At 53.6% G+C, this 14,668-nt stretch carries 13 protein-coding genes and 1 pseudogene; 9 read left to right on the forward strand and 5 right to left on the reverse strand.

All coding sequences use genetic code 11. The features are described from left to right. Nucleotides 1-196 precede the first annotated feature (196 nt). The 6 genes and pseudogenes from FHS18_RS29505 (at nt 197) to FHS18_RS29530 (ending at nt 6,284) form a co-directional block, all read left to right on the forward strand. Nucleotides 197-1,264 carry a glycoside hydrolase family 76 protein gene (locus FHS18_RS29505; protein ID WP_183603998.1) on the forward strand — a complete coding sequence of 356 codons (1,068 nt, stop codon included), beginning with the start codon at nt 197-199 and terminating at the stop codon, nt 1,262-1,264. Beyond that, nucleotides 1,261-2,319, forward strand: a complete 1,059-nt coding sequence (locus tag FHS18_RS29510; protein ID WP_183603999.1) for a glycoside hydrolase family 76 protein — start codon at nt 1,261-1,263, stop codon at nt 2,317-2,319. Before FHS18_RS29505 ends, FHS18_RS29510 begins: the two co-directional genes overlap by 4 nt. Before the next feature lie 184 nt (nt 2,320-2,503). After that, on the forward strand, nt 2,504-2,863 hold the full coding sequence (locus FHS18_RS29515) for a MerR family transcriptional regulator (RefSeq protein ID WP_183604000.1): 360 nt from the start codon (nt 2,504-2,506) through the stop codon (nt 2,861-2,863). Between the two features lie 149 nt (nt 2,864-3,012). Then, entirely contained in the window at nt 3,013-3,777 is a 765-nt protein-coding gene (locus tag FHS18_RS29520; protein WP_183604001.1) for an SDR family oxidoreductase, read from the forward strand. A gap of 300 nt (nt 3,778-4,077) precedes the next feature. Then, complete coding sequence (locus tag FHS18_RS29525) at nt 4,078-5,307, forward strand: hypothetical protein (protein WP_183604002.1); 1,230 nt, start codon at nt 4,078-4,080, stop codon at nt 5,305-5,307. A 36-nt stretch (nt 5,308-5,343) separates the two neighbouring features. Continuing rightward, nucleotides 5,344-6,284, forward strand: a pseudogene (locus tag FHS18_RS29530) (DUF2332 domain-containing protein). Between the two features lie 386 nt (nt 6,285-6,670). Here FHS18_RS29530 and FHS18_RS29535 read toward each other — a convergent pair. The 3 genes from FHS18_RS29535 to FHS18_RS29545 are packed head-to-tail and all read right to left on the reverse strand — an operon-like array spanning nt 6,671 to nt 7,693. Beyond that, nucleotides 6,671-6,907 carry a helix-turn-helix domain-containing protein gene (locus tag FHS18_RS29535; protein ID WP_183604003.1) on the reverse strand — a complete coding sequence of 79 codons (237 nt, stop codon included), beginning with the start codon at nt 6,905-6,907 and terminating at the stop codon, nt 6,671-6,673. Continuing rightward, the gene (locus FHS18_RS29540; RefSeq protein WP_183604004.1) at nt 6,900-7,073 is read right to left on the reverse strand and encodes a YvrJ family protein; all 174 of its coding nucleotides are present in this window, start codon (nt 7,071-7,073) and stop codon (nt 6,900-6,902) included. Before FHS18_RS29540 ends, FHS18_RS29535 begins: the two co-directional genes overlap by 8 nt. 5 nt (nt 7,074-7,078) lie before the next feature. After that, nucleotides 7,079-7,693, reverse strand: coding sequence for a sigma-70 family RNA polymerase sigma factor (locus tag FHS18_RS29545; RefSeq protein WP_183604005.1), 615 nt, complete (start codon nt 7,691-7,693; stop codon nt 7,079-7,081). 415 nt (nt 7,694-8,108) lie between these two features. Here FHS18_RS29545 and FHS18_RS29550 point away from each other — a divergent pair, with 415 nt between their 5' ends. The 3 genes from FHS18_RS29550 to FHS18_RS29560 all read left to right on the forward strand — a co-directional run bounded on the left by FHS18_RS29550 (nt 8,109) and on the right by FHS18_RS29560 (nt 11,171). Next, nucleotides 8,109-9,110 carry a FecCD family ABC transporter permease gene (locus FHS18_RS29550; protein ID WP_183604006.1) on the forward strand — a complete coding sequence of 334 codons (1,002 nt, stop codon included), beginning with the start codon at nt 8,109-8,111 and terminating at the stop codon, nt 9,108-9,110. Then, complete coding sequence (locus tag FHS18_RS29555) at nt 9,107-10,117, forward strand: FecCD family ABC transporter permease (RefSeq protein WP_183604007.1); 1,011 nt, start codon at nt 9,107-9,109, stop codon at nt 10,115-10,117. The genes FHS18_RS29550 and FHS18_RS29555 overlap by 4 nt, the downstream gene beginning before the upstream one ends. Nucleotides 10,118-10,244: 127 nt before the next feature. Further along, nucleotides 10,245-11,171, forward strand: coding sequence for an iron-hydroxamate ABC transporter substrate-binding protein (locus FHS18_RS29560; protein ID WP_183604008.1), 927 nt, complete (start codon nt 10,245-10,247; stop codon nt 11,169-11,171). A gap of 154 nt (nt 11,172-11,325) precedes the next feature. Here the strand turns inward: FHS18_RS29560 and FHS18_RS29565 are convergent, their stop codons facing one another. Continuing rightward, nucleotides 11,326-12,831: an alpha/beta hydrolase family protein gene (locus FHS18_RS29565; RefSeq protein ID WP_183604009.1), complete on the reverse strand. Its 1,506-nt coding sequence runs from the start codon at nt 12,829-12,831 to the stop codon at nt 11,326-11,328. 125 nt (nt 12,832-12,956) lie between these two features. Next, nucleotides 12,957-14,651, reverse strand: coding sequence for a DUF4127 family protein (locus FHS18_RS29570; protein ID WP_183604010.1), 1,695 nt, complete (start codon nt 14,649-14,651; stop codon nt 12,957-12,959). Nucleotides 14,652-14,668: the final 17 nt, after the last annotated feature.

Consider the following 14,668-nt stretch of genomic DNA (forward strand, 5'->3'; position numbering starts at 1 on the left):
TTAGGGTAGATGCGATACTTGTACGCCTTTTTCACCAACATGCCTAAACCTCCTTGCTAAGGATGGATAGGAATATTATAGCACATATGTTCGCACTATGGACACAAAAGAACGCGATTCATCCCCCGCTTAGCAAGTGCTTGAAGTGGGGGTATTCTCGCTAGGGCTAGATAAAAGGATCAGGAGAGTGAAGCATATGGTTTGGACAGCACGTGCAGAAGCAGCGCAACAAGCGCTTGAGCAGTTGTATTGGAATCCTTCGATAAACTTGTACGATATTGAGATCCCTTGTCCGGACGGCGCGTGCAACACGATCTTCCACTATTGGTGGATGGCGCATGCGGTCGATGCGCTGGTCGACGGCCTGGAGCGTACGGGCCATGCAGCTTACAAGGAACGGCTTGCGGCGATTCATGACGGCCTCCTCGCGCGTAATGGCGGCGCGTTCCCGAATGAGCTGTATGACGATATGGAATGGATGGCGATCGCGTGGCTGCGCGCTTATCAAGCGACGGGCGAAGAGCGGTACAAGGACGCGGCTCTTGTGCTATGGGAAGATATCCAGACCGGCTGGAACGACCATATGGGCGGCGGCATCGCTTGGCAGAAGTCCCAGTTGGATTATAAAAATACGCCGGCGAACGCGCCTGCCGTCATTCTGGCAGCTCGTCTGTTCCGGGAATTCGGGCGCGATGAGGATCTCGCGTGGGCGCTTCGAATCTATGCTTGGCAGAAATCCAATCTCGTCGATCCGGAGACCGGCTTCGTCTGGGACGGCATGAACCGTACCGGGGACGGCAGCATCGACAAGGACTGGAAGTTCACGTACTGTCAAGGGGTATTCATCGGGGCAGGCGTGGAGTTGTTCCGCTGCACGGGCAATGCCTCGTATCTGGCGGATGCGGTACGTACGGCAGGGGCGGCGCGCGATGAACTCGTCGGCGCGGTAACCGGAGTGCTGCCGGATGAGGGCGATGGCGACGGCGGATTGTTCAAGGGTATTCTCGTCCGGTATCTTGGGGAATTGACGGCTGTTGCGCCTGAAGAGCAGACGGTTGCGCAGCTGCTGGAGCAGCAAGCCGATACGCTGTGGACCGAGGGACGTGACGAGCGGAACGTGTTCAGCACGTCTTGGGGCAGCAAACCTGCAGATCGCGTCACGCTGAGCACGCAGCTTAGCGGCATCATGCTGCTGGAGCAGCTGGCGCTTCTCGAGAAGCGGGGACTGCTGGCCGCAGCGCCAAGCGAGGTGCATCCGGGATGAGCGCGGGCATAGTTTGGGCAAGCCGCGCCGAGCATGCGCAGACGGATTTTCGGCAGCTATTCTGGAACGAAGACCGCGGCGTCATGGATCAGGTCGTGCCGTGCGAGGGCACGTGCAACGACCATTGGATCTATTGGTGGCATGCGCATGTGATGGATGTCCTGGTCGACGAGCTCGAGCGTACCGGCAGCGACGTGGGACGGGAATCCTTCATGGAACAGGTACTCCACGATACGATCCGGTGGAACGGCGGCACGCTGCTGCATAACTACTATGACGACATGGAATGGATGGCGCTAGCGTTGCTCCGGGCGTATGACAGGACAGGCAACGCTCTTTATAAGCAAGGGGCGCTTGACCTGTGGGATGACATCAAGATCGCATGGAACGATCATATGGGCGGCGGCATGGCGTGGAAGAAGGATCAGTTGGATTACAAAAACACCCCGGCAAACGCGCCGGCTTCCATCCTCGCTGCTCGTCTGTACCGGTTGGATGGCCGTCCGGAGGATCTCGAATGGGCCATTCGCATCTATCGCTTCAACCAGGATCGTCTGGTCGATCCGGAGACCGGCTTCGTCTGGGACGGCATGAACCGGCTCGGCGACGGGGAGATCGACTACGACTGGAAGTATACGTACTGCCAGGGCGTCTTCCTCGGCGCGGGGATCGAATTGTACCGCTGCACCGGAGATTCCGCTTACCTGGCGGACGCACAGCGAACGGCGCGTGCAACCGTGCTGGAGCTAGTGAATGCGGAGACCGGCATGCTGCCTCGCGAAGGGAATGACGACTGCGGATTGTTCAAAGGCATTCTCGTCCGCTATCTCGTGAATCTGATCCGGATCCAGCCAGAGCTTGCGGAGCCGTGGATCGGATTACTCCGCCACAATGCGGAAGTGCTGTGGGAGAAGGGACGTTCGGAAGCGGGACTGTTCAGCCTGTCCTGGATGGACCAGCCGGAGCCGGTCGTGCAGCTGAGCGGCCAGTTGAGCGGCATTATGCTGCTTGAGGCGATGGCGGCGCTGGAGCGGGAAGGTTTTTTGGAAGGATAGGATAGGTTAGGTTAGTTCGGGAAGCGGTTCTCCGGTGGGGGACCGCTTTTTCACGATATATAGGTCTGTTAGCATGCTGCAGGACAAGAGTCGTGCTTGAACACTCGTGCCCGCACGTTGTATGCTGATGGCGTAGGTTAGAGTTAACTCGAAGTCGAACTGAGCTTAGTAAGGGGGAATGGCGATGTATACGATCCATGAAGTCGCGGAGAAGTGCGATCTGTCCGTCCATACGATCCGCTTCTATGATAAAGAAGGCTTGCTCCCGTTCGTAACCCGCAATAAGTCGGGGAACCGGGAATTCTCGGAGCAGAGCCTGGAGCTGATCCGGCTGATCTGCTGCTTGAAGAATACGGGGATGCCGATCAAAGAGATCAAGCAGTACGTGGATCTTATCGTGGAAGGCGACTCCACGTCCGGGGTGCGCAGGCAAGTCATGGTCGACCACCGGAAGGAAGTCGTCCGGCAGATGAACGAACTGAAGAAGAACTTGAATTTGATCGATCTGAAGATCAGCCATTACGACAGCAAGCACAAGCATTGACGTAAGCCAGGCCAGGGAGAGCGGGAGCTCGAACGGCCTGGTTTTTTTGTTGTCCGAAATCCGATTTGACTTCGAGTCATCTCGAGGCGGTACGCTTAAGTTGTTGGTTCAGCAACATCCAAACGTACAACGAAAAGGAGAGCGAGAACATGGAACAACAAACGAAGATCGCGCTAATTACCGGAGGCAGCCGAGGTCTGGGCAGGAATGCCGCCCTTGCGCTGGCGAACAAAGGCATCGACGTGATTATTACGTACCATAGCCAGCAAGCGCAGGCAGAATCTCTTGTCCAAGAGATGATGGCGATGGGACGGCAGGCGGCTGCCATTCAACTCGATGCGGGCAACACGTCTACCTTCAATCATTTCGGAGACGAGCTGCTGGGGGTGTTGAAGGCAAACTGGCAGCGGGAGAACATCGATTTCCTCATCAACAACGCGGGATTCGGACTCTACGCTTCTATTGCCGATACGACGGAAGCACAGTTCGATGAGCTGATGAACGTGCATGTGAAAGGCGTGTTCTTCCTGACGCAGAAGCTGATGCCGCACCTCGCGGACAATGGCGCGATTATTAATGTCTCCAGCGGGTTGACGCGTTTCACGATCGCAGGCAGCGCGGCCTATGCGGCGATGAAAGGAGCAGTCGAGGTGCTGACGCGTTACATGGCCAAGGAACTGGGCGCAAGAGGCATTCGAGTGAACACCCTTGCGCCAGGCGCGATCGCGACCGATTTCGGCGGCGGCCGCCTGCGGGCAAGCGAAGAGATGCAAGCTTTCATCGGCAGCCAAACGGCGCTAGGCCGAACCGGCGAAGCCGATGACATCGGCGGCATCATCGCGACGCTTTGCGCATCGGAGATGGGTTGGGTGAATGCGCAGCGGATCGAAGCTTCGGGCGGGATGTTTTTATAGAGGATGGAAGAAGGATGGTGGATGGCAGCCGGTCGCAGGATCGGCTGTCGTTTGCGTGTGGGAAAAGAAGGGATGCTGGATCCCCGTCTCTGTTCGGATGTGGACGAATGCTGTGTATCCCGTCATCCGACGTGATACACAAACCAATCGTTCGTATGTAGGTGACTTTAGTAGTAGTGTGGTAACGGTTTCCAGTTACTGACGGAAGTAACTGGTCATATGACGCCGCAGAATGGAACAATAGAGGTGGCTGATCGGCGTCGACCGGTCGGCTTGCGAAGATGGATAGGAGGAGAAATTATGTTTCGAAAAGTAGTGCTTGCCGTCTGTGCGGCTGTGCTGTGCGTGCCTGTATTGGCATCGGCTGAGCGGCAAGATCCTGCGGTGTCGGCCTCGGTCTGGTTTGCCGATCCGGCTGCGCAAGTTTCGCTCCAAAAGGCGGCGACAGCTTCTGGGGCGTTGTCGTTATCCGAAGGGGGCGCTGCGGATGTTGCGGCATCTGTGGATGAAGCGACCGCGGCCGCGGTGTCCGCAACGTTGCTCGAGCAGGATGAGGGAATGAAGAAGCAGCTCGCAGGTTGGCTGTCTGACGGCAAACAAGTTTATATTTACGGAACGGGGCTCACGTTACCCTCGGTAGCCGACCAGTTAGGCATCGACGAATTGGCCGATGCTGAAGGGGAAGACATGAAGGCTGCGAACAAGAACAACGACAAGAAGGAAGAAACCGTTCATATCGTTGGCCTGCAGACGACGGCGTCGGGAGCCTACCACGTAACTAGCGTTAAGGTTGACGCTTCCAAAGACGGGAAAGACGTTCGCCCACCCGTCTCCCTGCTGCAACAGGCCGTCGCGGAAACGGAGCTCGCGCGTGCAAGAGGAGACCAAGCGCCGATCGAAGGCATGCGTTGCTATGAGTGCGATCCGTACCCGGATCCGGAGGAAGAGGACCCGATACCGGCGCCAAGCGAAGCGACCGTGTTGACCGGTTCCGACGGAACGACCAAGTATGTCTATAACGGCAGCGCTTATATCGCCGTGGCTTCCATTACGAGCAACTGGAGCTTGAACCGCAATTACTCGCACGACACGGGTGCGAACTTCGATTTATTTTACATCCGCGACAATATCCAGATCGATCTTCACAACGGGGCGACCGCCTCGAATGCCTCTATCTATCATCGGTTACCTTATTATTCGAAAGATGATATCGCGCGAAAAGGACCATCGAATAGCAGCATCGTCACGGTGGACGGCGCATGGCGTCACTATCCCGTTGAGATGCCATGGGGCGCGTACTGGAACTCTTCGAATATCGGCGATCTCTCCTTTACTTCCGAATATCAGCCCAACGATACGGCCTATTGGAACATCAATGCGTTTTCCTCCAAAGTGACTTTCTCTCCCGGCACGGCATGGGTGTCCTATTACACGTATGCGATTATCGATCTGCTGCATACGGTGAACGTGCAGTATAACGGCTCGACTCACTCGATGACCTTGAACCGGACGGTCACGTACGATTACTAGATTTGTAGGCGAAAACCTGCGCGATAGCGTGGGTTTTTGTGTTTTCTAAATAAGTCAAATTCGCAGGTTGTCCGTCTGGATAGCACTCGAGTATTCGCAGACCGAGAATGTAAAGGATCGAGCTTGCTCTATGAGCAGCTGGCTCGCGGCATTGCCAATGACGCCTTCCTGCTTGAACTTGCGGCTCATGCGAGGCCAGGACAGCCGGCGCCTAATCTATTGTTAGGTGCCGTTCATTATTTGCTGCTCAAGGGAACCGACCATGCGCTAGCCCGGTATTATGCGAGCATCGTAACGGAACCGGAGTCACCATCGGGGGCTATGAAGTGGTTCCGGACTTTTTGTCAGCAATATCGCGCCGAACTCATGGCAATCCTGGCAACCAAGCGGGTTCAGACGAACGAAGTCCAGCGGTGCGCGTATCTGTACCCGAGCTTTTGCCATATCTATCGACTTGCACGGAAGCCGCTGGCGTTGATCGAGATCGGTACAAGCGCCGGTCTTCAGCTTCTATGGGATCAGTACGGCTATTCATATCCGACGGGACATCTCTATGGCAATCAGCAAGCCTCCCTTGTACTTACCTCCACGATAAAAGGCGACCAACGTCCCTTCCTCCTAGAGCAAAGCCCTCCTGTAACGGTTAGAATCGGAATCGACCTGCAGTTATCGAAGGAGACGGAGTATCGCTTCTCCAGGGGATTGTCGCAAGTCAGCCTGTTGACACAGCCGTTTGTATTTTTCATACGCATGTAGCGAATCAACTTTCTGCGGATAAGAAGCAGAAGCTCAGCGATGAGATCGAGAAGCTCGGCCAAGGACGAGATCTGTTCCACCTCTACAACAATATGTGGGACGCGGACCTCCATCTCGATTATTACAATAATGGCACCGAACATAGGGAGACACTCGCCGAAACCGAAGGGCATGGCCGATGGTTCAGATGGCTGGGTAAGCTTTGCAACCAAAGAAGGTAGCCGATGACTACCTTCTTTGGTTAAACGTAAGCGTGTCCGCACAAGCGGACGTCAAGCGAGGATCTGCACCACGTCACGTTCATCCTCAACCATCCAGGTCACCTCCCCAAGGCAAAAGTCACGAACGAAGCTCGAACAAAAGCTTTGTCCAGCTCAGTAGCATGCAGAACCTGCATTCGCTACGGACAAACGCGGGCGCTCCACGAAAGGACACATCGAAGACGGCCGCGTTGCGAGTCACGATAGTTATCGGAGTCAAGAGGGTGATGACCCTCTTGTTCCCCTCCAATGGAGGGGGAAGGGGCGAGGTGAACAAAGGGGTTTCAAAGGGGCGGAGCCCCATATTCCCTTGAAAAAAGGGGGCCTAATGGGGCGAAGCCCCACCCTCACTCTTCCATCTCGCAAAACGTCACAAAGTCCGGAATCGCCTCCAGGTCATAATTGTGCACGGCTCGTACGATTTTCTCGATAATCGTCTGCTCGAAATCCTTCGCGGCTGCCGGCGGGACGGAGCGGGAGGCCTTGCGGATGAGCGGGTAATAGGCTTCGATAATGCGCTGCATGGCGCCGCGGTCGCCGAGCTGCGCTTGCCGGACATCGTCATACAACTGCGCGTTAGTCAAGGCGATGATCACCTTCGTCAGTCATGGTCTGCTTCAGTTCCTGCACGGTGGTCGTCAGCAGCTCGATTCGTTTCTCGTAACGCAGCAGCAGATAGGCGGTAATGACGATCGGGAAGCCGAAATCGCCGACCGCGCTAGTGATCAAGGTCAAGATATGCTGGTCCATGGTCGTTAACCTCCAATCTTGAATCGGGGCTTGGTCGCATAGGGCGGGAAGCTCTCGCGGATTTTCTGCAGCGCCTTCGTGCGCGTCTTCGAGACCGCTTGCTGGGTCACGTGAAGGAGATGCGCAATCTCGCTGTCCCGCGACAGGGCGGAGTAGGCGAGCGTGATGACATATTGCTGGCGGCTCGTCAGCCGGGAGAAGCCGTCGTACAGATATTCATTATCCAGCTGCTGCAAGAAAACGTCGGGATTGACCGTGACCTGCGGCAAATTATCGCCATGGTAGATCGCGGTGAGCATCTCGCCGATGGCTGCTTCCTCCTCCTCGGAGACGGGCTTATCATAAATGACCAACTCCCGTTCCTCGTTCTTCTTCATGCGGCGGACATAGTCGATCCGGCCGTTCATAATGAGCGATCGCATATACTTGGTGAATCGGAGCGCGAACAGATAGATTCGGAAGGCGCGGTTCAGCTGCTCCAGATGGCTGGGGCTCGCATCCTCCATAGCCTTCAAGACAAGCGCGGCATGCTCCGGGTAAGCGCAGAAGCTCTGCAGGATCGGGTGATGCTGGCAAGCGGCAAACTCCGGTTTCACGAAGCTGTGATGGTTGGGCTGCATAGAGTAAGTCACATCCTCTCTTCGTTGTGTGGTTCTCTCTCTACTTGATACAGTGTTGCAACGCCCCCGAAACACAACCTTGATAAGAACATTTGTTCCTATTCATTATAAAAGATGTCGAACGGATTGGGTAGCGGACAAAAAGGCCTAATCCTGACGAAATAGGCAGACCAACTTGGCGCGGCCCTTTTCCAAGGAAGCAAAGAACCGTATACAGTTCTGGGAAAACAGTGGTAATCTAAGGATTACGAATGAAGAAGCTGTGATCTGCCCGCGGAACTCATATGGGGGAGGAGGTAATTGGAGTTTATTTTCATCCGGCACGGTCATGGATCATGGAGAGCATCTGAGCGATAATCCGAATCGATAGAAGGCGCTCCATCCGAGCAATTAAGCTGTGAAAAGAGGCAAGAAGATGACCAGAAATTCAATACCCTTAACAGCTAAGTTTTGCATCAGCTGCCTTTTATTTCTTTGCACTTTTTTTGTGTCCATGGTATTAGGAGCGGCAGAAACAACGGTACAAGAAGTGTGGCTCTCCGTTTTCTCCAGCATAAAAACGGATAGCATGACAATGCTCCGGGAAATTCGCTTTCCTCGCGGATTAGCCGCTATATTCGTTGGAGCCGGGCTTGGAGTCGCAGGGGCGATCATGCAAGGTTTAACCCGTAATCCGCTTGCGGATCCTGGCTTACTAGGTTTAACGGCGGGTGCCAATACCGCGCTGGCCTTAACGATTGCGCTCTTCCCCGCAACGAATTACTTTGGTTTGATGATGGCATGTTTTATTGGCGCTGCGATAGGAGCCATCATGGTGCTAGGGATAGGCGCAATGAAGAAGGGAGGCTTCTCGCCGCTTCGGCTTGTGTTGGCAGGCACTGCTGTTTCGGCTTTCCTGTATGCTGTAACCGAAGGAGTCGGCCTCTATTTTAAAATCTCCAAACAAGTTTCAATGTGGACCGCCGGGGGACTCGTTGGAACCACATGGGGGCAAGTTCAGGTAATTGCTCCTGTCATCGTGATCAGTATCTTTATCTCGTTCTTGCTTTCCAGACAACTGACGATTCTGAGCATCAATGAGGAGTTAGCGATTGGACTTGGACAGAAGATCGTTCAAATCAAATACGTTCTGTTTATCTTAATTATTCTGCTCACGGGCGCTTCCGTTGCATTGGTGGGCAGCATGGCATTTATCGGGTTAATGATTCCGCACATGGTTAGAGCTATCGTTGGGACGGATTATCGATCTGTTTTACCGATGTCCGCGATCATTGGGGCTGCATTTTTGCTTGCAGCCGATACGTTGGGGCGGACGATTCATGCACCGACTGAAATGCCTGTTGTTGCTATTGTATCTGTCGTTGGTCTCCCTTTCTTTCTGTTTATCGTGCTAAAAGGAGGCAGCTCACTCTCATGATTCAACCAACCTTAATTCGGAAGCAGCGGGTTATTCTATTTACTTTGCTGGGATTGATCGGTTTGACTGGCATCCTAGCCATGGGAATGGGCTATTCCTCTCTATCTTATAATCGATTGCTTCCTACGTTTCTGGGTCAAGGCACCTTCAAAGAAGAGTTTGTCCTATTTTCGGTCCGATTACCTAGAATCGTGATCACTTGTTTAGCGGGTATGGCGCTTGCGTTGTCAGGGGCTATTCTGCAAGGAGTAACCAGGAATGATTTAGCTGATCCTGGTCTTATCGGCATCAACTCAGGGGCAGGCGTTGCCATCGCCATATTTTTCTTGTTTTTCCCTATTGATCCGGGTTCGTTCGTTTACATGCTGCCTCTAGTCGCGTTTGCAGGCTCGCTCTTGACCGCTTGTCTGATCTATTTATTTGCCTACGATAAGACGGTAGGGCTTCAGCCTGTAAAATTAATTCTGGTGGGAGCAGGTTTTTCAATGGCGTTATCCGGGGCGATGTTCGTCCTAATCTCTTCTTCTGAACCGGCCAAAGTCGATTTTATCGCAAAATGGTTAGCAGGGAACATATGGGGGACGGACTGGCCGTTTATAGTAGCTCTTCTTCCTTGGTTAATCATCCTTATTCCTTATGCACTTTATAAAGCCAACCGCTTAAATCTCTTAACGTTAGGCGAACCTGTTGCCGTTGGGTTAGGCGTGTCCGTCAATCGAGAGAGAATGACGCTCTTGTTGGCAGCCGTTGCTTTAGCAGCAGCTGCGGTTTCGGTAACCGGCGGGATTGCTTTTATCGGCCTTATGGCCCCTCATATAGCGAAGTCTCTTGTCGGACCTAGAAATCAATTATTTCTCCCCATTGCGATATTGATCGGCGGATGGCTGTTATTGCTCGCGGATACAATCGGGAGAAATCTGGCTGATCCTGATGGGATCGCGGCGGGAATCATGTCCGCTCTAATCGGGGCGCCTTACTTTATTTTTTTGTTGCTCAGAAAGACATAGCTAGCACCATAATCTGTGGCTCTCTCAGGTTTAAAAGTTATGCATTGACAGGTGTAAAATTTTCCAGTAATATTTTTAAAATGATAACGAGAATCATTATCAACATTAGTTAAGGAGCAAATCATTCATGAAGAAACACTTAGGCTTACTCTCTATTCTTGCATGCTTACTTATCCTCTCGGCATGCGGCAACGCCGCAAATTCAGCCCCTGAAGAGGCCAACTCTGAAGAGGCCAAGTCGGGGACCATTACCTACCAATCCGAATCCGGGCCAATTGAAGTTCCCGCTAATCCGCAGCGAGTCGTCGCGCTTTCCGGTTTTCCTGGCGATGTCCTTAAACTAGGGGTGAATGTCGTGGGCGTAGACTCATGGTCGAAGGCTAACCCGACATTCGAAGAACAATTAAAAGATGTCCAAGAAGTATCCGCTGAGAATCTGGAAAAAATAATCGAGTTGGAACCGGATCTGATCATTGGTTTGGACTCGATTGCAAATATCGATAAATTAAGCGAAATTGCTCCTACCGTAACCTTTGCATGGGGCAAAACGGACTATTTGACGCAACATCTGGAGATCGGCAAGCTCTTGAATAAAGAAAAAGAGGCGCAAGCGTGGATCGATGATTTCAAACAACGCGCACAAGCCATTGGTAAGGATGTTCTCGCTAAGTATGGCGATAACGCTACCGTCTCTGTCATTGAAACCTATGACAAGGACATCTATGCATTCGGAGATCACTTTGGCCGCGGGACCGAAATTTTGTACCATGAGATGGGATTGAAGATGCCTGAGAAACTGAAAGAATTAATCACGGAAACGGGCTACAGTACCATATCGGCGGAAGTGCTTCCGGAGTATGCCGGGGATTTTATCGTGATAAGTAAATACTCGACAGCTGATAATTCCTTCCAAGAAACCGAGACGTACAAGAACATTCCCGCAGTGAAGAACGGTCAAGTATTTGAGCTTGACGGGAGAGGCGCTTCCTACATCGATCCCGTAACTTTGGACATGCAGCTGGAATTTTTCAAGAACGCATTCTTAGGCAACTAAATCCAGAGGAAGCTGGAATCGATTGCTTCATAGCATGATTGCGGACTCACCGTATCCTCTTATGAATGGACCAAGACCACTGCGGGAGCAGTGGTCTTTTTAGTTGGTTTATCAGGAGTTGTGCTGATGTTACGGCCGAAGCCGATATGCGTCTCTAACGAATCATGTGCGGGGCGCTTGTGAAAAAATCGGTCATGTCGCGCAGTTCGGGCATGGCGACTATTGGCCCTTCATCGCCAGATTGCCCCTTCGCAAGATGTTGCCGGAAGAACTGAACAGTCGTTTGATTCACGATCTCGGCCGTGCGGTCGGGATTCAGCTTGCCCATAAGGCCGAAGTACTTAAGAACAGGGGACGCAAAATGCAGATCCGAATAATTCAAATGTCCGGTTCCCGCAATGTAGACGGCCTCGCCTTTGTCGTTCATCACGTCCTGGATATGCTTCATCTCAAGTAAATTCGTTTCCGCCTCGGTTTCGAATTCCGCTCTCGTAGTCCCGATTTCCTTGAACTCCTCATCCGTGAATGAATAAGCCCTGCGGAAGAGGTCGAAGGCCTCTTGGGCGTCTTCCGAGTACATGAACAAGAATGGCTTCGCAGTGGCTGCGTGATCCTTGAACCCGAACAGCGTGCCATCCATATTAATGCCCGCTCGGACGCGAGGGTCAAGCATCGCGTCATAGGAAGCAGCGCCGCCGAACGAATGGCCGATGACGCCGATGCTGCTCATATCTACTTTGCCGTCCAAGCGGCTTGCCGTCGGAATGCGGTCCAATCGCTCGAATTGATCGATAACGAAAGAGATATCCTCTGACCACACTTCGCCGGCTTGATTGCGATACGTCTCTGTATGAACGAACTGATCGTCATCCAATTGGAAGGGCTTGACGGTGCCGTCTGGGAATAGGGTTGCGTATGCGCCGTACGTATGATCAATGGAGGCAACGATAAACCCATGACTCGCCATTTCCGCAGCCTGGGAAGTATGATACAAACGCGAAGCGGTATAACCATGATTAAAGATGATGAGCGGATACTGCTGGCGGGCAGCGGAGACCTCGGCATTCTCGGCGGCATGACTAGGGATGAATTTCAGATAATCGAGGAGTAATGCCGGAATGCCGATCCGCTGCGCGAACATATGTCGTTCGTCTGCTGTCAGGAGAGGGGTTGTCGTATTCTTCTCCTTCACATCGGCGGGATACCATACTTGAACGAGAAGCTCGCGGTTCTCTCCGGGGTCGGCGGCGTAAGGATCTTTCCTGCCCATGTCGGTCCATTGGAACGTTTGTGTGCCCACAGGGTAGATCCCAGTCGGGGCAGGGAGCTTAGGAACAGGCAGCGCATACGATAACAGGGCCGTGAGCGAGAGCGCTAATACGCCCATCACGCTCACGGCAATCCAGACAAAACGGGTCTTCTTGCTAACGCGGAACTGTTGCTTGAAACGATATAAAGCCAGACAACAAAACAGCAGGGTAAGCGCATAGGATAAGGCCATCTGCCAGCGGAGTCCTTCGACCATACCGTGAATAGCGAATGCGAGCAGGCCTGTTCCGCTCCCCAGAGCAGCCGCTAGCCGGTAACGCGGTGCTTGAAGCAATAACAAGATGAATGTGACCGCATTTGAGAAGAGCAGCAGTAATTCGAATAAACGCATCGGGATCACTCCGTTACATGGATAAATTTCGTTTCATTCACATGGAATTTAATTCCATTGTAACGAAGCATTGTTTCAGCATGAACCGTCTAAGGAATGACATCAACCAAGACTCCAGACGGACCTTAGTCAAGCGTTACCGCTGGCTGAAGCGTAATCTCGAACGCGCGCCCCCATATAAAGTCGGGGTTGCTCGGCTCAAGCGTGGCCTCATCATACGAAGCCAGCTTCCATCTGCCGCGGCTGATGTCCCGTACCGCTTGCGAAGGATGCGCTGTGCCGATGCCGAAGGCTGCTGTTGCGGCGAGCGTGGCGGTATGCGTCTGCATCCGTTTGCGGAGCAATTCGGTCAGATACGCGTAATCTTCCGGCGAATTGAGCAACAGCATATGCTGGTTCGCCGTGACATTCGCATAGAGCGAGTGAGCATTGGAGTAACTCCGAATCTCCGTGATCGCCAGCGTCTTGTAGTAGTAGTCCTTCAGGAACCGTTTGAACAGCAGGGAACCGTGCGCATTCGTCGCCGCGGCGAGGCTGGACGGATGTTTCTCGGACACGAGATACGCATATCTGGCGTGGGCCATCCCGAGCGCAAGGCCGGTGCGATTGCCATACGTATTCCAGGAGCTGTAGCCCAGCAGCGAGCCGGCAGCCGAAGTGCCGAGCAGCGCTTCGGTCGCGGAAGCGTTGGCCACATAGCCGGTACATTCCACCACGACGGTCGGCAGTCGGCTCGCGCGGTTCGATTCCACACGGCTTACCGCTTCGGCTGCCTGATCGGCCGCTGTGATGACGACGATCTCCACATCGGGCTGCTCAGCTGTAACTTCACCGCCAATAATGTCGATGTGGCGCAGTATGTTCTGATGCAGATTCATATATTCGTAGGCGTTAATGATGGTGGACCCATCCGGACCATAGTAGCGGATCGCATACGACGTTTGGCCGCCGCGGCGGTAGAAGTGATCCACCATTCGCGCAAGGAGCGAATGTCCCAGACCGTCCGCTTCCGGCAAAATAACGGCGCGGTCCGGATTCTGGCCCTCGCTGCCGCCCAGCCACTCGTTGATGCAGCGCTCGACGAGCTCGATCTCATTCGCCTGGATGCCTTGAATATAAGAGTCGTCTACCCCGATCGCCAAGAAGTCGATGAAGCCTTGGCGAGCCAGTTGGTCGAGCAAATAGTAGTTCGTCTGCAGCTTATGGCGCCGGGCGTTATAGTAATGCGTTTTGTCGAACGTAACCGTCTCGGGAAAAAGAGTGCCGTCCGGCTTCACATCGTAGCCGGCCAGCACGCCGGCAAGATCGGCTGCTGCTTGGCGCGGTTGCTGCGCGAACGTGCGCGCTTCGTTGTATACGTCAAGCGACGTGCCTTCGACGAACGTGTTCGTCGCCATACGCATAATCGTATCAAGCACGTAGAGCGGCTTATTAGGATGTGTCTGCTTGATCTCGCGAATGACGTCCAACAGATCGGCTGCCGTCTCGTCGTAATCCGGATAGGCGGCGACTTCCTCGGCTCGCAGCCGTCGGCTGCCGATGAGACCGCCATAGACGAGCATGTCTGCGGCGATGATGATCCCGTCTGCAGCGTCCGCGTTATCGCGAATGAACTGCCGAATCTTCGCCGGACTGCCTAGCACCGGGGAAGAGGTCGTTAAGAGCGTCGTACCCGAATCGGTTTTCTCCGTATCCATTCGATTGCGGATATCGGCCGCTGGCGGCGTGATGACCGCTATGCCTGCGGCTTTGCCTTGCAAAATGACATCGTCGAGATTAACAGGACGGTCATCGAGCGGGATATACAGCACTTTTTTCATAAATGAACAGCTCCTTT

Source organism: Paenibacillus phyllosphaerae (assembly GCF_014192105.1).
Classification (GTDB): domain Bacteria; phylum Bacillota; class Bacilli; order Paenibacillales; family Paenibacillaceae; genus Paenibacillus_Z; species Paenibacillus_Z phyllosphaerae.

Bases quoted from the DNA above. Each gene is read 5' to 3' on its own strand.
- FHS18_RS29505 (WP_183603998.1), top strand. From the start codon at position 197: ATGGTTTGGACAGCACGTGCAGAAGCAGCGCAACAAGCGCTTGAGCAG.
- FHS18_RS29510 (WP_183603999.1), top strand. From the start codon at position 1,261: ATGAGCGCGGGCATAGTTTGGGCAAGCCGCGCCGAGCATGCGCAGACG.
- FHS18_RS29515 (WP_183604000.1), top strand. From the start codon at position 2,504: ATGTATACGATCCATGAAGTCGCGGAGAAGTGCGATCTGTCCGTCCAT.
- FHS18_RS29520 (WP_183604001.1), top strand. From the start codon at position 3,013: ATGGAACAACAAACGAAGATCGCGCTAATTACCGGAGGCAGCCGAGGT.
- FHS18_RS29525 (WP_183604002.1), top strand. From the start codon at position 4,078: ATGTTTCGAAAAGTAGTGCTTGCCGTCTGTGCGGCTGTGCTGTGCGTG.
- FHS18_RS29540 (WP_183604004.1), bottom strand. From the start codon at position 7,073: ATGGACCAGCATATCTTGACCTTGATCACTAGCGCGGTCGGCGATTTC.
- FHS18_RS29545 (WP_183604005.1), bottom strand. From the start codon at position 7,693: ATGCAGCCCAACCATCACAGCTTCGTGAAACCGGAGTTTGCCGCTTGC.
- FHS18_RS29550 (WP_183604006.1), top strand. From the start codon at position 8,109: ATGACCAGAAATTCAATACCCTTAACAGCTAAGTTTTGCATCAGCTGC.
- FHS18_RS29555 (WP_183604007.1), top strand. From the start codon at position 9,107: ATGATTCAACCAACCTTAATTCGGAAGCAGCGGGTTATTCTATTTACT.
- FHS18_RS29560 (WP_183604008.1), top strand. From the start codon at position 10,245: ATGAAGAAACACTTAGGCTTACTCTCTATTCTTGCATGCTTACTTATC.
- FHS18_RS29565 (WP_183604009.1), bottom strand. From the start codon at position 12,831: ATGCGTTTATTCGAATTACTGCTGCTCTTCTCAAATGCGGTCACATTC.
- FHS18_RS29570 (WP_183604010.1), bottom strand. From the start codon at position 14,651: ATGAAAAAAGTGCTGTATATCCCGCTCGATGACCGTCCTGTTAATCTC.